Here is an 18,780-nt window from a genome sequence, read left to right on the forward strand (position 1 = left end):
ACGACGGAGGATCGAAGGATGGCGAAACTTGAAGAGGTGCTGGCGCGCTACCCGGGAGCGCAGACGTTCTCCTTCGGGGACACGCCCGAGCTGATCTCGGCGCTTACGGCGCTGGTCCGGTCCGGGGCAAAGCGGGCGACCTGTACCGCCCTCGCCGATGTGGAGGCCGGGCGCGAGACGATGCCGGTCGTGGGGCGGCGGGACGTGGCGCTCGACGCCGACGGCAGGCCCGCGCTGGTGATCGAAACCAAGGAACTGGTCCGGACCACCTGGGCGGGAATGACCGAGGAGATGGCGCTGGCCGAGGGGGAGGACGACACGCTGGAAAGCTGGCGGGCCGGGCATCGCCGATACTACGAGCGCCACGGCATATTCTCCGAAGACATGACGCTGATCTGGGAGCGCTTCGAGGTCGTCGAGGCGTTCTGACCGTTGCGGCGGTGCCTGACGCCGCGCCGGGTAACAAAGAGATGAAAAGGGACCAAAGATGTTCGACACGATCCTGATCGCAAACCGGGGCGAGATCGCCTGCCGGGTCATGCAAACGGCCCAGGCGATGGGCGTGCGCTGTGTCGCGGTCCATTCGGATGCGGATGCGGGCGCCAAGCACGTGGAAATGGCTGACGCGGCCGTGCATATCGGCGGGTCGGCCCCGGCGGAAAGCTATCTCAAGGGCGACCGGATCATCGCGGCGGCGCTGGAGACAGGCGCGCAGGCGATCCATCCCGGCTACGGCTTCCTGTCGGAGAACCCCGACTTCGTCGAGGCGGTCGAGGCGGCCGGGCTGGTGTTCATCGGCCCTTCTGCAAAGGCGATCCGCGCTATGGGGCTCAAGGATGCCGCCAAGGCGCTGATGGTCGAGGCAGGCGTGCCGGTCGTGCCGGGATATCACGGCTCGGACCAGGACGATGACCTGCTCGCGCGGGAAGCCGAAAAGATCGGCTATCCCGTCCTGATCAAGGCGGTCGCCGGCGGCGGCGGCAAGGGCATGCGGCAGGTGGACGACGCCAAGGGGTTCAAGGCGGCGCTCGAGTCGGCCAGGTCGGAGGCTAGAAGCGCCTTCGGCAACGCCGATGTGCTGGTCGAGAAATTCGTTGCCAAGCCGCGCCACCTCGAGGTGCAGATCTTCGGCGACGGAACTTCTGCGCTGCACCTCTTCGAGCGCGACTGTTCGCTGCAGCGGCGGCACCAGAAGGTGATCGAGGAAGCCCCGGCACCCGGCATGACGGAAGAGATGCGCGCCGCGATGGGCGCCGCTGCCGTCCGCGCGGCCGAGGCCATCGGCTACGCCGGGGCGGGAACGGTGGAATTCATCGTGGACGCGTCGGACGGGCTGCGCCCGGACGGGTTCTTCTTCATGGAGATGAACACACGGTTGCAAGTGGAACACCCCGTGACGGAGGCGATCACGGGGGTCGATCTGGTCGAATGGCAACTTCGGGTCGCGGCGGGAGAAAGCCTTCCGATGCGTCAGGAAGATCTCGCCATCGACGGCCATGCCTTCGAGGCGCGGCTCTACGCCGAAGATGTTCCCAAGGGTTTCCTTCCGGCGACCGGAACGCTGACCCACCTGACATTCACCGAACGGACGCGCGCCGATTCCGGCGTGCGGGCGGGCGACACGATCAGCCCTTTCTACGACCCGATGATCGCCAAGGTGATCGTGCATGGGCCGACCCGCGACGTGGCGCTGGCGCGACTGCGCGCGGCACTGGCGGGGGCACGGGTGGCCGGCACCGTCACGAACCTCGCGTTCCTCGGGGCGCTGGCGGGTCACACCGGCTTTGCCATGGGGGACGTCGATACGGGGCTGATCGCCCGCGACATTGACGCGCTGACCGAGGTTCCGGCGTTGCAGCCCTGGCACGAGGCGCTGGCGGGCATGGCGGCGCTGGGCCTGCTGGACCCGTCGGAGGATGCGGGCTTCGCGCTGTGGCGACCGCTGCGACGGCAGGTGATGCTGGCCAGATCGGGCGAGGACAGTCTGCTCAAGGTCAGGGTGATGTCGCCGGACCGGCAGGTCTGGTCGGTGGGAGAGGCCGAGGTGACGGCCGAGCGCCGCGCGGGCGCGTGGTATCTTGACGGCAACCGGGCGCCCGAAGTCAGTGTCGCGGGGCAGGTGGTCACCGTCTTCGACGGCTACGGCATGGCCTTCGACGTGATCGACCCGCTGGCGCGGGCGGCGGGCCGCAGCGGCGACGGGAATGTCATCGAAGCACCGATGCCCGGCATGGTCAGGCTGGTCGATGCAAAGGTGGGCCAGAAGGTCGCCGCGGGCGACAGGTTGGCCGTGCTCGAGGCGATGAAGATGGAACATTCCTTGCTGGCCGAGCGTGACGGTGTGGTGGCCGAGGTGCTGGCCGCGGCCGGCGATCAGGTCGAGGCGGGCGCCGCCCTGGTGCGCCTCGAAGCGGAGGATGAGGCGGCCGCCTGAAGGGGAGGCAAGCGGTGAACCGGCGCCCCGGTACTGGTCGCCGGGCCGGGGAACGGCTATCTCTCCCCCGGGTGGATCCCGCAGGGCGCCGGCACGGTGCCGGGCAGGCACGCCGGCCCTTGACCACCGCAGCAGCGCCCCATGTGCGTGAGGACGACAAAAGATTCTATTGAGGTTTCCAAGATGATCACACTGCATCACTGTCCGCAAACGAGGTCGATGCGCACGCTCTGGCTGTTGAACGAGATGGAGGTGGAGTTCCAGGTGCGCACCTACGCCTTCGACAGGTCGCTGCGCGACCCGGCCTATCTGTCGCTCTCACCGGCAGGGCGTGTGCCCGCGCTGGAGATCGACGGCGAGCGGATGTTCGAAACCGGTGCGATCACGGAATACCTGTGCGAAAGGTTCAGCCCCGAAAGGCTGGGCCGGATGCCCGGCGTGCCGGACCGCATGGCATGGCTGGTCTGGCTGCATTTCGCCGAGACGATCAGCCAGCACACGGCGGCGCTGACCCAGCAGCACGTGGCGCTGCGCGAAGACCACATGCGCAGCCCCATCGTGATGAAGCTGGAGGCGGCGCGCATCGGCAAGTGCTACGACGCATTGGAAGCGCGGCTATCCACCCCGGTCGAGAACCGCGACTACCTGCTGACCAGCGGTTTCTCGGCGGTGGATATCTCGGTCGGGCAAGCGGTCTACATGGCGCGTTTCTTCGCGAAGCTGGACAAGCATCCGGCAGTTGCGGAATGGTACGAGAGGATCACGGACCGCGAGAGCTTTGCCGAGAGCCTTCCGCAGGGGGAAGGCATCTACGACAGGGACTTCTACGAGCCTTGGCCCGTCGACTGACCGGCGCGCTGCGCGCCCGCAACCATCGGAAAGGGGTCTCGAATGAGCCTTGGTCCTTGCGAGATATTCGAAGTCGGCCCGCGTGACGGGCTTCAGAACGAGGCGCGGGAGATCCCGGTGAGCGAGAAGGTCGCGCTGGTCGACAAGCTGTCGGGCGCGGGCTTCGTTCGGATCGAATGTGCGTCCTTCGTATCGCCCAAATGGGTGCCGCAGATGGCGGGGTCGGGGGAGGTCCTTGCGGGGATCGACCGGCGCGAGGGGGTGCGCTATGCCGCGCTGACCCCGAACATGCGGGGCTACGAGGATGCGTTGGCCGCCGGGGCCGACGAGGTGGCGATCTTTGCCTCGGCCTCGGAAGGGTTCAGCCGAAAGAACATCAACGCCACCATCGCCGAATCCATCGAGCGCTTTGCCCCGATCCTCGAGGACGCGCGGCACCGCGACATGCCCGTGCGGGGCTATATCTCCTGCGTGGTCGAATGCCCCTACGACGGTGCGGTGGCCCCGGCCTCCGTCGCGTCGCTCGCCGACAAGCTGTTCGCGATGGGCTGCTACGAGATATCCCTCGGCGACACCATCGGCGCCGGAACGCCCGACAGCATCGCGAGGATGCTGCTGGCGGTCCGCGATGCGGTGCCGGTGGGCCGGCTCGCGGGCCACTACCATGACACCAACGGACGGGCGATGGCGAATATCGACACTTCCCTCTCGCTGGGGGTCCGTGTCTTTGACGCCGCGGTGGGCGGTCTGGGGGGCTGCCCCTATGCACCCGGGGCCAAGGGGAATGTCGCCACCGAGGCCGTGAATGCCCACCTGCTGGCGCTGGGCTACGAGACCGGCATCGACCAGGCCGTGGTCGAAGAGGCGGCAGACCTCGCCCGGTCGATGCGGTAGCGGCACAGGCGCCGGTGTCCAGACAGGAAAGCAGAAGGAATAGAACGATGTTCAAGACGGTTACGATCGAAACGGATGCCCGGGGTGTGGCGACCCTGACCCTGAACCGCCCGGACAAGCACAACGCCATGTCGGCGCAGATGCTGGCGGACCTGACGGCCGCGTCGGAACACCTGGCGGCGGACGATGACGTGCGCGTCGTCGTACTGACCGGGGCAGGGGCGTCCTTCTGTGCGGGAGGGGACCTGGCCTGGATGCGTGACCAGCGCGACATGGACGCCGAGACCCGTTCGGCCGAGGCGCGCAAGCTGGCGGATATGCTGGGTGCGCTCAACCGCCTGCCGAAGCCGCTGATCGGCCGGGTGCAGGGCAACGCCTTTGGCGGGGGCGTGGGCATGGCGAGCGTTTGCGACGTGGCCATTGGCGTGGACAGTCTGCGCATGGGTTTCACCGAAACCAGACTGGGCATCATTCCGGCCACCATCGGACCTTACGTGATCGCCCGCATGGGCGAGGGCAAGGCGCGGCGGGTGTTCATGTCGGGTCGGCTGTTCGACGCGCAGGAAGCTCTGTCGCTGGGCCTGCTGGCGCGGGCGGTCCCGCAAGACGAACTCGACGCGGCGGTGGAGCGCGAGGTAAAGCCCTATCTGTCCTGTGCCCCCGGTGCGGTTGCCGCGGCAAAGGCGCTGGCGCTCAAGCTGGGCGGTGCGGCGACGCAGGACGCGGTGGAGATGTCCATCGCGGCACTTGCCGCCCGGTGGGAAACCGACGAGGCCGCCGAGGGGATCGGCGCCTTCTTTGACAAGCGCAAGGCCGCATGGGTGGCATGACCGCGCACCGGGCTTGCGCGGCGCGCGTGATTGGCGCAACTCTCCGCTGATCCCGACAGCATCGCCGGAGCGCCGCTTGAAATTCATCGTCGACTATTTCAGCCCACGGGAAGTCTTCCGGACGGGCGACGACACGGCGGCGCGGTCCGTCTGGGGCTATGTCTGGCGGATGACGGGCTGGCATCAGGTCGGATGCTGCATCGGGGCCATCGCCGTTGCCGTGCTCAACCTTGCGCCCATCGAGCTTCAGCGCCGCATCGTGAACGAAGTGGTGGAAACGCAGAACGTGCCGCTGCTGCTCCAGTTCGGGCTGGCCTACCTCGTCGTGATCGTCCTGCATCAGGCGGGCAAATTCGCATTGCGGTGTTACCAGTCGTGGCTGACCGAAAGCGCCAATATCTACACCCGGCGGCACCTGCTGGGGCTTTACGGCAACAAGATCGAGACCGCCGAAGACAGCGAGGGGCGGGTCGTCTCGATCATCGGGTCCGAAGTGGAGAAGCTGGGCGGTTTCGTCGGTGAGGCGCTGTCGCAATCCTGTGCGAACGTCGCTCTCCTGCTGGGCGTTCTGGGCTACATGTTCGTGGTCGAACCCAGCATCGCCCTGTTCGCACTGGCGTTCATGGTGCCGCAGATCGTCCTCACGCCGCTGATGCAGCGGCGTCTGAACGAACTGGTCGAGGAAAGGGTGGCCTTCATCCGCGAACTGGGCGACCGGGTGTCCGACATGGAGGCCCCGGTGCGCGAGGAGGGCGGCAGGATCCTCGACCGGATCTTCGACAACCGGATCCGGTTCAACCTGCTCAAGTTCGCATTGAAGGCGGCGCTGAACCTGCTGAACGCGCTTGGGCCGCTTTCCGTGCTGATCTTCGGTGGCTACCTCGTGATGCAGGGCGAGACGCAGGTCGGCGTCATCGTCGCCTTCATATCGGGGTTCGAGCGGATCAGCGCCCCGGTGCGCGAACTGGTCAGCTTCTATCGCGTGGCAGAACAGGCCCGTGTGCAGCACGCGATGATCGCAAAGTGGATGGCCAAGGTCGCCACGTGAACTGCGCCCCGTGTTGAGGCGTTGGCCCCACAAATCACAGGAGCTTAGAGACATGCGAATTCTTTTCACCGGAGGGGCGGGCAAGGCGGGGCGTCATGTCGTCCCCTATCTGCTGGCGCAGGGGCACCAGATTCTGAACGTCGATCTTGAACCGCTCGATCATGAAGGTGTCGACAACCGCATCGCCGACCTGACGGACGCGGGACAGGTGTTCGACGTCATGCAGAACTATGCCAACCTGTCCGAGCTCGAACCGGGCGGCGGCACGCCGGCGTTCGATGCGGTGGTGCACTTCGCCGCCATTCCGCGCATCCTGATCCGGCCCGACAACGAAACCTTCCGCAACAACACGTTGAGCACCTACAACGTCATCGATGCGGCGGTGCGCAATCGCATCCCCAAGATCATCTTCGCATCCTCCGAAACCACCTACGGAATCTGCTTTGCCGACGGCGGTCGCACGCCGGAGTATCTGCCGGTCGACGAAGAACACCCCACGGTGCCGGAAGACAGCTATGCCATGTCCAAGGTCTGCTGCGAGGCGATGGCGCGCAGCTTTCAGGCGCGATCGGGGGCGAACATCTATGGCCTGCGGATCAACAACGTGATCGAGCCGCATGAATACGAAACGCTTTTTCCCGGCTTCATCGCCAATCCGGAACAGCGTGAACGGAACCTGTTCGCCTATATCGACGCGCGCGATCTTGGCCGCATGGTGGAATGCTGCCTGCGCACCGACGGTCTGGGATACGAGGTGTTCAATGTCGCGAATGCCGAGCATTCCGTCGATCTGCCCACGCAGGAACTCATCTCGAGATTCTACGCCGACGTGCCGATCAGGCGCGACATGGGGCGCGAGGAGACGTTCTACAGCATCGAGAAGGCGCGCGAGATGGTGGGGTTCGAGCCGGCCTACCGATGGCGTGATCTTGTTGATCTGTCGGCGGTTTGACCGGCGCGAGGGCGCCGGCGCCTGCGTCAGTTTCACGCCGCCAAAAACATGGGGCTTCGGTTGACCCTGTCGGGACGTCGGAGTAAACCCGAAACCGAGCCATGACTGGCCCGAGCGCCTTGGCGCACCGTGCCCAGCACCATAAAGGAGCCTCCCCTTGGACGACATGCTGCGGGAATATCTGCCCATCCTCGTTTTTCTGGCGGTGGCCATCGGATTCGGCGTGATCCTGATCCTCGCCGCCGTCGTCATTGCCGTGCGCAATCCCGACCCCGAAAAGGTGTCGGCCTACGAGTGCGGGTTCAACGCGTTCGACGACGCAAGGATGAAATTCGACGTGCGGTTCTACCTCGTGTCGATCCTTTTCATCATCTTCGATCTCGAGATCGCCTTCCTGTTTCCGTGGGCCGTGGCGTTCAAGGACATTTCGATGGTCGGCTTCTGGTCGATGATGGTTTTCCTTGCGGTGCTCACGGCGGGCTTTGCCTATGAATGGAAGAAAGGGGCCCTCGAATGGCAGTAAAGGACAACGAAACCCCTCTGGTCACCGAGACCCGGGGGTCCGGCGGTCACCAGGGCGAGCGGATCAAGTCGGGCCCGTCGGCCCGCGCGCCGGTCGAGGCGTACAAGGCCGGTTTCGACCGCGACGTGGCGACCCAGAACCTCAACGCCGAACTGCAGGACAAGGGGTTCCTCGTCACCTCGACCGCCGACATCATCAACTGGGCGCGCACCGGGTCGCTCCACTGGATGACGTTCGGCCTGGCCTGTTGTGCCGTCGAGATGATGCACACCTCCATGCCGCGCTATGACCTCGAACGCTTTGGCACCGCGCCACGCGCCAGCCCGCGCCAGTCGGACCTGATGATCGTCGCGGGGACGCTGACCAACAAGATGGCCCCGGCGCTGCGCAAGGTCTACGACCAGATGCCCGAGCCGCGCTACGTGATTTCCATGGGATCCTGCGCCAACGGTGGGGGGTACTATCACTACAGCTACTCGGTGGTTCGCGGCTGTGACCGGATCGTGCCGGTGGACGTCTACGTGCCGGGCTGCCCCCCGACGGCGGAGGCGCTGCTCTACGGGATCATGCAGCTGCAACGCAAGATGCGCCGGACCGGCAACATCGTGCGCTGAGGCGCGCGGCGCGCACCATGCCTGCGCGTGACGCGCGGAACGGAACAACCATGCGCCCGATGCGCATGTCGAAGGGATAGAGATGAGCGAGCAACTTCAGGAACTTGGTGCCTACATCGAGGCGAAGCGTCCCGATTGCATTCTGGCGTGGGACATCGCACAGGGCGAGCTGAACATGGACGTCACGCTGACGAACATCGCCGGTCTGGTCGATTTCCTGAAGGGGGACCCGACGTGCCGGTTCTCCACGCTGGTGGACATCACGGCGGTTGACTACGCCGGCCGGGCAAAGCGGTTCGACGTGGTGTATCACCTGCTGAGCATGTACCAGAACCATCGCATCCGGTTGCGCGTCGCCACGCGCGAAAAGGACATGGTGCCGAGCCTCGTGAACGTTCATCCTTCGGCCAATTGGTTCGAACGCGAGGTGTTCGACATGTTCGGCATCCTCTTTTCGGGGCATCCGGACCTGCGGCGCATCCTGACCGACTACGGTTTCCGCGGCTATCCGCTGCGCAAGGATTTCCCCACCACCGGCTACACCGAGGTCCGCTATGACGAGGCGCAGAAGCGCGTCGTCTACGAGCCGGTCAGCCTCGTGCAGGAATACCGCCAGTTCGACTTCATGTCGCCGTGGGAAGGAGCGGAGTACATCCTGCCCGGTGATGACAAGGCGGAAGGTGCCAAGTGAGCGTGTGGTGGCTGATCCTGTCGGCACTGACGGCCATCCCGATGGTGCGGCTGCTGCCCCACTTCGGAATCAACAAGTACTGGGTGGCAGTCTGTGTCGTTCCATTCGGAACTCTCGCCCTTCTGTGGTGGATGGGCTTCAAACTGCAAGAGTTGGAGAAACTGTGATGATCGCATTTCTGGAAGAGGTACTGTCCCGTCTTTTCGGCACCCGCCAGCAGGTGCCGGTCCGGGTCCGGGCGGACCGTCCGCATCCACAGCAGCGCCAATTGAAGGGACGTAAATGATGGACGGCGACATTCGCGTGAACCGCTACGACGACGGATCGAGCGACGCCCAGACGGGCGAGCAGCAGATCCGCAACTTCAACATCAACTTCGGCCCGCAACACCCCGCGGCGCACGGGGTTCTGCGCCTCGTGCTGGAGCTGGACGGCGAGATCGTGGAGCGCTGCGACCCGCATATCGGCCTGCTGCACCGTGGCACCGAGAAATTGATGGAGAGCCGGACCTACCTTCAGAACCTGCCGTATTTCGATCGCCTCGATTACGTCGCGCCGATGAACCAGGAACATGCCTGGTGTCTGGCCATCGAGAAGCTGACCGGTACCGTCGTGCCGCGCCGCGCCTCTTTGATCCGCGTGCTGTTCTGCGAGATCGGTCGCGTTCTCAACCACCTGCTGAACGTGACGACGCAGGCGCTCGACGTGGGCGCGCTGACGCCCCCGCTCTGGGGATTCGAGGAACGCGAGAAGCTGATGATCTTCTACGAGCGGGCCTGCGGCGCGCGGCTTCACGCGGCCTATTTCCGGCCCGGCGGCGTCCACCAGGATCTGCCGGATGCGCTCCTCGATGACATCGAGGCGTGGTGCAAGTCTTTCCCCGAGGTGCTGGAAGACATCGACGGCCTGCTGACCGAAAACCGTATCTTCAAGCAGCGCAACGTGGATATCGGCGTGGTCAGCGAAGAGGACATCCTGAACTACGGCTTCTCCGGCGTGATGGTGCGCGGCTCGGGCCTCGCCTGGGACCTGCGGCGGTCTCAGCCCTATGAATGTTACGACGAGTTCGACTTCCAGGTGCCGGTCGGCAAGAACGGCGACTGCTTTGACCGTTACCTCTGCCGGATGGAGGAGATGCGCCAGTCGGTCCACATCATCGAACAGGCGATCGAGAAACTGCGCGCGCCCGAAGGAAAGGGCGACGTGCTGGCCCGCGGCAAGATCACGCCGCCCAGCCGCACCGCGATGAAGACTGATATGGAAAGCCTGATCCACCACTTCAAGCTTTACACCGAAGGGTTCCACGTGCCCGCGGGCGAAGTCTATTGCGCGGTCGAGGCCCCGAAGGGGGAATTCGGCGTCTACCTCGTGGCGGATGGCTCGAACCGGCCCTACCGCGCCAAGCTGCGCGCGCCGGGCTTTTTGCACCTGCAGGCGATGGACCATATCAGCAGGGGCCACCAGCTGGCCGATATCGCCGCGATCATCGGCACCATGGACGTGGTGTTCGGGGAGATCGATCGGTGACGGTACGTTTTCGAGACCGAAAGACTGGTGAAGAATATGTGCTTGAGCCATATGAAGATGGATATCGTCTCGAACTTTCATTCAGCAGCATTGAAGACTGGAGGCGGTTCAGGCCGATTGCCCGCGGTGCGCGTCTGAAGAAGGTTTCGACAGACAAGCCAAGTATGAAATCTCTAGAGAACCTGGAAGAAATCTAATGCTACGCCGCCTATACTCTGAACAACCCGAGAGTTTCGCCTTCACGCCCGCCAACCAGAAGTGGGCGGAAGCGCAGATGACCAAGTATCCCGAGGGGCGGCAGGCCTCCGCGATCATCCCGCTCTTGTGGCGTGCGCAGGAGCAGGAGGGCTGGCTCTCCCGTCCGGCGATCGAGCATGTGTCCGAGATGTTGGGCATGGCCTATATCCGGGGTCTCGAGGTCGCGACGTTCTACTTCATGTTCCAGCTCCAACCCGTTGGTTCGGTTGCGCATATTCAGGTCTGCGGTACGACCTCCTGCATGATTTGCGGGGCAGAGGACCTGATGGCCGTCTGCAAGGAACGGATCGCCCCCAATGCGCACGAACTGTCTGCGGACGGCAAGTTCTCGTGGGAAGAGGTCGAATGTCTCGGCTCCTGCGCGAACGCGCCGATGGCGCAGATCGGCAAGGACTACTACGAGGATCTGACGGCGGAGAGTTTCGGCAAGATCCTTGACGAACTCGCCGCGGGCCGGGTGCCGCTGCCGGGGCCGCAGAACGGGCGGTATACCTCCGAGCCGAAAGCCGGTCTCACCAGTCTGAAGGACCACGAGGACGGCAGGCCGGAACACAATGCGAGCGTGGCCCTCGCCGTGGAGATCGGCGACACGATCAAGCGGATCGACGGAACCGAGGTTCCGCTTCTGACGCCGTGGCTTGCCGATGGCGCCAAGCAGGGCGGGAAGCCCGCGCGCGCAGGTCATGACGACCTGATGCCGCCCGAAGGTCCGGACGGGGCGCAAGGTGGCAGGTCCAAGGCCGAGGAACAGGCCCCCCGCGACCGCGGCGACAGTTCGGACAAGTACGCCGAGGCAAGCGGGGAAGCGCCCGAGGTCGAGGCCAAGGGCCGGCCCGACGAGGGTGACGTGGCGCCTGATGCCAAGACCGACGCGAAGGCCGAATCCGGCGTGACGACATCCTCCGGCGCAAAGCCGGCGACATTGGACACCGCCCGCGACGGCGGGGCGGACAACCTGAAGCTGATCAAGGGCGTCGGACCCAAGCTGGAAAAAATGCTGAACGAAATGGGATTTTTCCATTACGATCAGATTGCCAATTGGACCGCGGAGGAAGTGGCCTGGGTCGATCAGAACCTCACCGGGTTCAAGGGCCGGGTCTCGCGCGACAACTGGGTTGACCAGGCCAAGCGTCTGGCTGCCGGAGAGGAGACCGATTTTTCCACCCGCGCCAGCAAGGACGGCCTGTACGATAACTGACCGGCTCTGAACCGGTCCAACAGGAAGGGAACTTGCGATGGCGGTGAATGACAATTCGATGGGATGCGCGGCGAGAAGCTGGGCATTGGCCGTGTTGGGCGGGCTCGTCATCGGGGTCGTGGTCTGGGTGGTCTCGCCCTGGGGTTTCGCCGCCGCTGCCACGTTGGCGGTGCTGATCGCGCTGGTCGTCGGTCTTTTCCTGTCGCTCGCGGTATGCCCCGGATCGAAACGGTCAAGCCCGCCCGTATCTGCAGGGCCTTCGACGTCGGCCACGTCTTCCGGGCAGGCCGAAGCCCCGGCATCCGAACCGGCAGCCGCCCCGTCCAAGCCTGCGTCGTCCGCGCCTGCATCGTCCAAGCCAGAACAGTCCGGCACCGCGTCGGCCACTGCGGTCAAACCATCCGCGCCCTTGCCCGGACAGGCCGAACTGGCAAGCCGCAAGGGGGATTGGAAATACCAGAAGGACGCCGATGTCCCGGCATCCGACGCACCGGCCCGGGAATCCGCACCGGCCAAGGCGGGCCCTTCGTCGGTGTCCGATGTTCCCGCGGCCGATGAGGGGGAGGCCAAGCCCAGGCGTGCGCCCGTGGCCGCCGACGGCAAGCCCGAACTGCTGGACGCCCCCCGCCCCGAAGGTGCCGATGACCTCAAGCTGATCAGCGGCGTGGGACCGAAACTGGAGCAGACCCTGAACGAACTGGGGATCTGGCACTTCAGCCAGGTTGCAGGCTGGCGCAAGAAGGAAATCGCTTGGGTCGACGAGCGGTTGCGCTTCAAGGGACGGATCGAACGTGACGATTGGATGAGCCAGGCCAAGATCCTCGCCAAGGGTGGCGAAACCGAATTCTCGAAGAAGAAAAAGAAATAGGGTCACGAAAGGTGACGGAGCCGTCATGAACGAGCAGAGGGACAAGGCGCTGGCCCGCAAGGGCCAGACAGTTGCGCTGGTGATTGCCGGAACCATGCTGTTCTGGCTGGCGGCGAACTGGGTGGGGCCCGCCCTCGGTCTGCCGGGGCGCTACGCCCTGCTGATCGACTTTGCCGCGCTAGCGGCGTTGTTCTGGGCGCTGGTACTCACCTACCAGATATGGCAGGTCAGACGGTCGGCGGACGACAGATAGAACGCTCCTCGGGGAGCAACAGACAATCCGGCCTTGCATGGGCCGGGCAAACGTAAGGGACGCAGCAATGCTTGCAGATCAGGACCGCATCTTTACCAACATCTACGGGATGCACGACCGCACCCTCAAGGGCGCGCAGCAGCGCGGCCACTGGGACGGCACCGCCGGGATCATCAAGAAGGGCCGCGACTGGATCATCGACCAGATGAAGGCCAGCGGGTTGCGCGGCCGGGGCGGCGCGGGCTTCCCCACCGGGCTCAAGTGGTCCTTCATGCCCAAGGAAAGCGACGGCCGGCCGGCGTATCTGGTCATCAACGCGGACGAATCCGAACCCGGAACCTGCAAGGACCGGGAGATCATGCGCCATGACCCCCATACGCTGATCGAAGGCTGCCTGATCGCGTCCTTCGCGATGAACGCGCATGCCTGCTACATCTACATCCGGGGTGAGTACATCCGCGAGCGCGAGGCGCTGCAGGCGGCCATCGACGAAGCCTACGAGGCCGGCCTGCTGGGCAAGAACGCGGCGAAGTCGGGCTGGGACTTTGACCTGTACCTGACCCACGGCGCGGGCGCCTATATCTGCGGCGAGGAAACGGCGCTGCTGGAAAGCCTTGAGGGCAAGAAGGGGATGCCCCGCATGAAACCGCCGTTCCCGGCGGGCGCGGGACTCTACGGTTGCCCGACGACGGTGAACAACGTCGAATCCATCGCCGTCGTGCCGACGATCCTGCGGCGCGGACCGGAATGGTTCGCCAGCTTCGGACGTGCCAACAACGCGGGCACCAAGCTTTTCGCCGTTTCCGGCCACGTCAACAATCCCTGCGTTGTCGAGGAGGCGATGTCGATCACCTTCGAGGAATTGATCGAGACCCATTGCGGCGGTATCCGCGGCGGTTGGGACAACCTCAAGGCGGTGATCCCCGGCGGTTCCTCGGTGCCGCTGATCCCCGGATCGCAGATGAAGGATGCGATCATGGACTTCGACTACCTGCGGGAGCAGCGGTCGGGGCTGGGCACCGCGGCGGTGATCGTGATGGACAACTCCACCGACGTGATCAAGGCGATCTGGCGGCTGTCGAAGTTCTACAAGCATGAAAGCTGCGGCCAGTGCACGCCCTGCCGCGAAGGCACGGGCTGGATGATGCGGGTGATGGACCGTCTGGTGAAGGGCGATGCGGAACCCGAAGAGATCGACATGCTGCTGGACGTGACCAAGCAGGTCGAAGGGCACACCATCTGCGCCCTGGGCGATGCGGCGGCCTGGCCGATCCAGGGTCTGATCCGCCATTTCCGCGACGAGATCGAGGATCGGATCAAGCACAAGCGGACCGGCCGCGTCAGCGCCGTGGCGGCCGAATGATGGCGGGTTTCGAGGCCTATGGGCATGCGATCATGTCGCTGGCCCTCTGGTCCGTTGTCAGCATCGTTCTGGGCATGATCGCCACGCGGGGCAAGACCGCCGAGAACACCTGTGCCTGCGGCCATCCCAAGCGCGACTACAGCAATGTGGTGTACCGTCGGGGCCGTGCCTTTGCCAACGCGATGGAAATGTCCGGGCCCTTCATCGGCGCGACAGTCGCCGCGATGCTGGCCGGTGCCGCGCCGTTCTGGGTCAACCTGCTGGCGTCGGTCTTTCTGGTTTCCCGCGTCGCCGTGGCGGCGGTGCACATCGGAACGGAGAACCAGCCGTTGCGCTCGGCCGTGTGGATGGTTGGGCTGATCTGCGTATTGGGGTTGGTTGGCATGGCCGTCTGGGCGGTGCTCTGACCGGGGTGCCGATTGCCGGTCCTCGCCGCCAGTGAAAGGTTGCCTGATTTCGCGATTTGGCCGATATGTTGGCGGAGAAGGGGCAAACCCCGCGGGCAGAGCAGGAGACCGCAGATGAAGAAGTTCAGATTTCCCGAGGACGGCGACGTCGCTGCCGACATCCGGGAACGTTACGGCTTTGACGGCGCCCTGCTGGACATTTACGCGCAGAACGAGGGGGTTAAGGTGCACAAGTGGCACCATTATCTGCCCCTCTACGACCGCTATCTGAGCCGATACCGGGGGACGCCAGTCAAGTTCCTGGAGATCGGGGTGAACAACGGCGGATCGCTGCAGATGTGGCGGCGCTACCTCGGGCCGGATGCCGTGCTGTGCGGCATCGACATCAATCCTGATTGCGCGCAGTACGACGGCCAGTCCGGCATGGTCCGCATCGGATCTCAGGACGACCCCGAATTTCTGGCCAGCGTGGTCGCGGAAATGGGCGGCATCGATGTGGTTCTGGACGATGGCAGCCACCGGATGCGGCATATCGAGGCATCGCTCCGGGCGTTGTTTCCGCTGTTGACCACCGGGGGCACCTACATGATCGAGGATCTGCACACCGCGTATTATCCGCGTTTCGGCGGTGGCTTTGACGCGCCGGAGAATTTCTATAACACGGTGCGCAGGATGATCGACGACATGCACATGTGGTATCACAACAACAAACCTGCGCGGATTCCCGAGATGAAGCGCGAAATCAGTGGGGTGCATGTGCACGATTCCATTGTCGTGATCGACAAGGCGGAAGCGCAACGGCCCACCCATTCGAGAGTTCAGAAATGACGAAGACCCGAAACAGCGTACTGGCGCTGCTCTGCGCCGCCCTGGTCGCGGGCTGCTCCGACAACGAGAACCGCTTTGCCTTCGACGGCAAGTACTTCCGCACGAAGGTCAAGAAGGTGGATCGGCAGCGCGACGAATTCACCGCCACGGTGCGCGGTGTCTCGCAATCCTTCGAGGGCGCGCGCGGTGCGGTGCTGCATGCGGCGAACGGATATTGCGTCAGCACCTACGGCAGTTCCGATATCGACTGGGTCGTCGGGCCGGACACCCCTGCGGATCAGCTGCGCATCGTCGACGACACGCTGACGTACCGCGGCACCTGTCCGCAGGCGCAGTAGGGACATGGGCTGAAACCTGCGGATCATGGCCGTCCGCCACGGTGGTTATTGCATATCAGGGCGATTTTCCCCACGTGTCGGACGGTTTCCAAAGGAGAACACTATGCGTTTGATGATGACCGCCCTGTTGGGCCTCGGCCTGCTGGCCGCCCCCGTATCCGCAAAGCCGCCGCTGCGCGAAGTGGCGGCGATCGATGATGCCCTGCTGGACGTGGGCATCGCCGATGCCATCCGCGATCATTGTCCCACGATCGAGGCGCGGCTCATCAAGGCGACCGCGTTTCTGTGGCGGCTGAAGGGTCAGGCGAACGACCTCGGCTATACCGACGCCGAAATTGACGCCTATCGCAAAAGCGATGCGGAAAAAGAGCGGCTGAAGGCCAGGGGGCGGGCGTTTTTCAAGGCGAGGGGGGTCGATACTTCCGATCCGCAAAGCTATTGTGCGCTCGGACTCGAAGAGATTCAAAAACAGAGCCGGATCGGTTCGTTACTGAGAGCAAAGTGAACCTATGAGCGACCTGCGCAAGATCATCATTGATGGCAAGGAAATCGAAACCGATGGCGCGATGACGCTCATCCAGGCGTGCGAGCAAGCGGGGATCGAGATCCCGCGTTTCTGCTATCACGAGCGGCTTTCGATCGCCGGCAACTGCCGCATGTGTCTGGTGGAGGTCGTGGGCGGCCCGCCGAAGCCGGCGGCAAGCTGCGCGATGCAGGTCAGGGACCTGCGCCCGGGGCCGGAAGGTCAGCCGCCGGTGGTCAAGACGAATTCGCCGATGGTGAAGAAGGCCCGCGAGGGGGTGATGGAGTTCCTGCTCATCAACCACCCGCTCGACTGTCCGATCTGCGACCAGGGCGGCGAATGCGACCTGCAGGATCAGGCGATGGCCTACGGGGTCGATTTCTCGCGCTACCGTGAACCCAAGCGGGCGACCGAAGACCTCGATCTCGGGCCGCTGGTGGGCACGCACATGACGCGCTGCATCTCCTGCACGCGCTGCGTGCGTTTCACGACCGAGGTCGCGGGCGTGCACAAGATGGGGCAGACCGGCCGCGGCGAGGATGCCGAGATCACCAGCTACCTTGGCGAGACACTGGACAGCAACCTGCAGGGCAACATCATCGACCTCTGCCCGGTGGGCGCGCTGGTCAGCAAACCTTACGCCTTTACCGCGCGTCCCTGGGAACTGACCAAGACCGAATCCATCGACGTGATGGATGCACTGGGATCGAACATCCGGGTGGATACGAAGGGCCGCGAAGTGATGCGGATCCTGCCGCGCAACCATGACGGCGTGAACGAGGAATGGATCTCGGACAAGACCCGCTTTGTCTGGGACGGCCTGCGCCGTCAACGTCTGGATACCCCCTATATTCGCGAGAACGGCAAGCTGCGCAAAGCCGAGTGGCCCGAGGCGCTGGCGGCGGCGGCCGCCGCGATGAAGGGCAAAAAGGTCGCCGGTCTGGTCGGCGATCTGGTGTCGGTCGAGGCGGCCTATGCCTTGAAACAGCTTGTCGAAGGGCAGGGCGGTATCGTCGAATGCCGCACCGACGGGGCCAAGCTGCCCGCGGGCAACCGCTCGGCCTATGTCGGAACGGCGACGATCGAGGATATCGACACGGCCAAGGCGATCCTTCTGGTCGGCACCAACCCCGCGGTCGAAGCGCCGGTGCTGAACGCGCGCATCCGCAAGGCGTGGACGCGGGGGGCGAATGTCGGCCTGATCGGCGAGGCGGGCGATCTGACCTATGACTATCATCACGTGGGCACCGGGCCGGATGCTTTCGCGGGGCTCGACGACAGCGGCTTCGATCCCGCCACCGACGGGCCGTCGCTGGTCATCGTCGGGCAGGGCGCGCTTGCCCGTGACGACGGCGACGCGGTTCTGGCGCAGGCGATGGCCGTGGCGGAGAAATCGCAGGCCAAATTGCTGATCCTTCACACCGCCGCGTCGCGCGTCGGCGCGATGGATGTCGGCTGCACGGCCGAGGGCGGGATCGCCGACGCGCTCAAGGCCGATGTGATCTACAACCTCGGGGCGGACGAGGGCGACATCCCCGCCGGACCCTTCGTGATCTATCAGGGCAGCCACGGCGACCGGGGCGCGCACCGCGCCGACATCATCCTGCCGGGTGCGGCCTATACCGAGGAATCGGGCCTGTTCGTGAATACCGAAGGCCGCCCGCAGGTCGCGCAACGCGCCAGCTTTGCCCCCGGTCAGGCCAAGGAAAACTGGGCCATCCTGCGCGCCCTGAGTGCCGAGATGGACGCGACGCTGCCGTTCGATTCCCTTGCGGCCCTGCGCCGGGCGTTGGTGGATGCGGTGCCCCATCTGGGTGACGTGGACATGGTGGCCGAGAACGACTGGCAGCCGCTTGAGCGAGGCGAGTTCGACAGCGCACCTTTCGGGGCGGCGATTGCCGACTTCTACCTGTCCAATCCGATCGCGCGGGCCAGCCAGCTGATGGCCGAGCTGTCGGCCAATGCGGCGGCCCGTCGGGCCAATCCCATGGCGGCGGAGTGAAAATACCTGCCGTTCTCGCCGTGATGGTCGTGGGCGCTTGCGAACCGCAGGTGCCCATGGCGTCCGATTTCATCCCCGAATACAAGGGGGTGGAAACGGTGTTGCTGGACGGCGATCTGGTGCAGTTCAACGTGGCGATGACCAAGGCCCTGAGCACACAGGACGTGGCGGATTACGCGGAATGCGCCGCCGCGCGTTACACCCTGATCCGGGGCTACGGATTTGCGCGTCACGTGCGCACAAATGTAGATCAAGAGGGTGGCATCTGGCGGGCGGATGCTGTTTATACGATCTCGCCAAGCTTGCCACGGGGCATAAAGACAATCGATGCCGAAGTGACCACGCAGAACTGCGTGGAAAAAGGCATACCGACGGTGTGA

Annotated in this window: 22 protein-coding genes; all 22 read left to right on the plus strand. The window is 64.7% G+C overall.

Translation table 11 applies throughout. From position 1 onward, the window contains the following. Window positions 1–18: 18 nt before the first annotated feature. The 22 genes from BOO69_RS06575 to BOO69_RS06675 all read left to right on the plus strand — a co-directional run bounded on the left by BOO69_RS06575 (window position 19) and on the right by BOO69_RS06675 (window position 18,780). Window positions 19–429, plus strand: a complete 411-nt coding sequence (locus tag BOO69_RS06575) for an ASCH domain-containing protein (protein WP_071971389.1) — start codon at window positions 19–21, stop codon at window positions 427–429. 58 nt (window positions 430–487) lie between these two features. Next, the gene (locus tag BOO69_RS06580; RefSeq protein WP_071971391.1) at window positions 488–2,434 is read left to right on the plus strand and encodes an acetyl/propionyl/methylcrotonyl-CoA carboxylase subunit alpha; all 1,947 of its coding nucleotides are present in this window, start codon (window positions 488–490) and stop codon (window positions 2,432–2,434) included. Window positions 2,435–2,617: 183 nt separating this feature from the next. Next, window positions 2,618–3,283, plus strand: coding sequence for a glutathione S-transferase family protein (locus BOO69_RS06585; RefSeq protein ID WP_071971393.1), 666 nt, complete (start codon window positions 2,618–2,620; stop codon window positions 3,281–3,283). A gap of 42 nt (window positions 3,284–3,325) precedes the next feature. Then, window positions 3,326–4,177: a hydroxymethylglutaryl-CoA lyase gene (locus BOO69_RS06590; protein ID WP_071971395.1), complete on the plus strand. Its 852-nt coding sequence runs from the start codon at window positions 3,326–3,328 to the stop codon at window positions 4,175–4,177. A gap of 47 nt (window positions 4,178–4,224) precedes the next feature. After that, a complete protein-coding gene (locus BOO69_RS06595; protein WP_071971397.1) occupies window positions 4,225–5,007 on the plus strand; it encodes a crotonase/enoyl-CoA hydratase family protein in 783 nt (260 codons plus the stop codon). A 76-nt stretch (window positions 5,008–5,083) separates the two neighbouring features. Further along, window positions 5,084–6,055, plus strand: a complete 972-nt coding sequence (locus BOO69_RS06600) for an ABC transporter transmembrane domain-containing protein (protein WP_237267579.1) — start codon at window positions 5,084–5,086, stop codon at window positions 6,053–6,055. A 52-nt stretch (window positions 6,056–6,107) separates the two neighbouring features. Further along, on the plus strand, window positions 6,108–7,007 hold the full coding sequence (locus BOO69_RS06605) for an NAD-dependent epimerase/dehydratase family protein (RefSeq protein ID WP_071971399.1): 900 nt from the start codon (window positions 6,108–6,110) through the stop codon (window positions 7,005–7,007). Window positions 7,008–7,164: 157 nt separating this feature from the next. Continuing rightward, window positions 7,165–7,530, plus strand: coding sequence for an NADH-quinone oxidoreductase subunit A (locus tag BOO69_RS06610; protein ID WP_071971401.1), 366 nt, complete (start codon window positions 7,165–7,167; stop codon window positions 7,528–7,530). Then, window positions 7,521–8,144, plus strand: a complete 624-nt coding sequence (locus BOO69_RS06615; RefSeq protein ID WP_237267580.1) for a NuoB/complex I 20 kDa subunit family protein — start codon at window positions 7,521–7,523, stop codon at window positions 8,142–8,144. The genes BOO69_RS06610 and BOO69_RS06615 overlap by 10 nt, the downstream gene beginning before the upstream one ends. An 82-nt stretch (window positions 8,145–8,226) precedes the next feature. Beyond that, window positions 8,227–8,835 carry an NADH-quinone oxidoreductase subunit C gene (locus BOO69_RS06620; protein WP_071971403.1) on the plus strand — a complete coding sequence of 203 codons (609 nt, stop codon included), beginning with the start codon at window positions 8,227–8,229 and terminating at the stop codon, window positions 8,833–8,835. Further along, entirely contained in the window at window positions 8,832–9,002 is a 171-nt protein-coding gene (locus BOO69_RS22990) for a hypothetical protein (RefSeq protein WP_156874875.1), read from the plus strand. The genes BOO69_RS06620 and BOO69_RS22990 overlap by 4 nt, the downstream gene beginning before the upstream one ends. Before the next feature lie 115 nt (window positions 9,003–9,117). Continuing rightward, entirely contained in the window at window positions 9,118–10,362 is a 1,245-nt protein-coding gene (locus BOO69_RS06625; protein WP_071971405.1) for an NADH-quinone oxidoreductase subunit D, read from the plus strand. A 196-nt stretch (window positions 10,363–10,558) separates the two neighbouring features. Next, window positions 10,559–11,818, plus strand: a complete 1,260-nt coding sequence (locus BOO69_RS06630; protein WP_071971407.1) for an NADH-quinone oxidoreductase subunit E — start codon at window positions 10,559–10,561, stop codon at window positions 11,816–11,818. 37 nt (window positions 11,819–11,855) lie between these two features. Beyond that, the gene (locus BOO69_RS06635) at window positions 11,856–12,686 is read left to right on the plus strand and encodes a hypothetical protein (protein WP_156874876.1); all 831 of its coding nucleotides are present in this window, start codon (window positions 11,856–11,858) and stop codon (window positions 12,684–12,686) included. Window positions 12,687–12,711: 25 nt separating this feature from the next. Next, complete coding sequence (locus tag BOO69_RS06640; protein ID WP_071971410.1) at window positions 12,712–12,939, plus strand: DUF5337 domain-containing protein; 228 nt, start codon at window positions 12,712–12,714, stop codon at window positions 12,937–12,939. A gap of 67 nt (window positions 12,940–13,006) precedes the next feature. Then, window positions 13,007–14,302, plus strand: coding sequence for an NADH-quinone oxidoreductase subunit NuoF (nuoF, locus tag BOO69_RS06645; protein WP_071971412.1), 1,296 nt, complete (start codon window positions 13,007–13,009; stop codon window positions 14,300–14,302). Beyond that, window positions 14,299–14,709 carry an MAPEG family protein gene (locus BOO69_RS06650; protein ID WP_237267581.1) on the plus strand — a complete coding sequence of 137 codons (411 nt, stop codon included), beginning with the start codon at window positions 14,299–14,301 and terminating at the stop codon, window positions 14,707–14,709. Before nuoF ends, BOO69_RS06650 begins: the two co-directional genes overlap by 4 nt. A 114-nt stretch (window positions 14,710–14,823) precedes the next feature. Further along, window positions 14,824–15,537 carry a class I SAM-dependent methyltransferase gene (locus BOO69_RS06655; RefSeq protein ID WP_083545463.1) on the plus strand — a complete coding sequence of 238 codons (714 nt, stop codon included), beginning with the start codon at window positions 14,824–14,826 and terminating at the stop codon, window positions 15,535–15,537. Next, window positions 15,534–15,875 (plus strand): hypothetical protein, encoded by a 342-nt coding sequence (locus tag BOO69_RS06660; protein ID WP_071971415.1) that lies wholly within the window; start codon window positions 15,534–15,536, stop codon window positions 15,873–15,875. Before BOO69_RS06655 ends, BOO69_RS06660 begins: the two co-directional genes overlap by 4 nt. 103 nt (window positions 15,876–15,978) lie before the next feature. Then, a complete protein-coding gene (locus BOO69_RS06665; protein ID WP_071971417.1) occupies window positions 15,979–16,380 on the plus strand; it encodes a DUF5333 domain-containing protein in 402 nt (133 codons plus the stop codon). 4 nt (window positions 16,381–16,384) lie between these two features. Continuing rightward, window positions 16,385–18,400 (plus strand): NADH-quinone oxidoreductase subunit NuoG, encoded by a 2,016-nt coding sequence (gene nuoG / locus BOO69_RS06670; protein WP_071971419.1) that lies wholly within the window; start codon window positions 16,385–16,387, stop codon window positions 18,398–18,400. A 23-nt stretch (window positions 18,401–18,423) separates the two neighbouring features. Then, entirely contained in the window at window positions 18,424–18,780 is a 357-nt protein-coding gene (locus BOO69_RS06675) for a hypothetical protein (RefSeq protein ID WP_071971420.1), read from the plus strand.

Source organism: Sulfitobacter alexandrii, from assembly GCF_001886735.1.
Taxonomy (GTDB): Bacteria; Pseudomonadota; Alphaproteobacteria; order Rhodobacterales; family Rhodobacteraceae; genus Sulfitobacter; species Sulfitobacter alexandrii.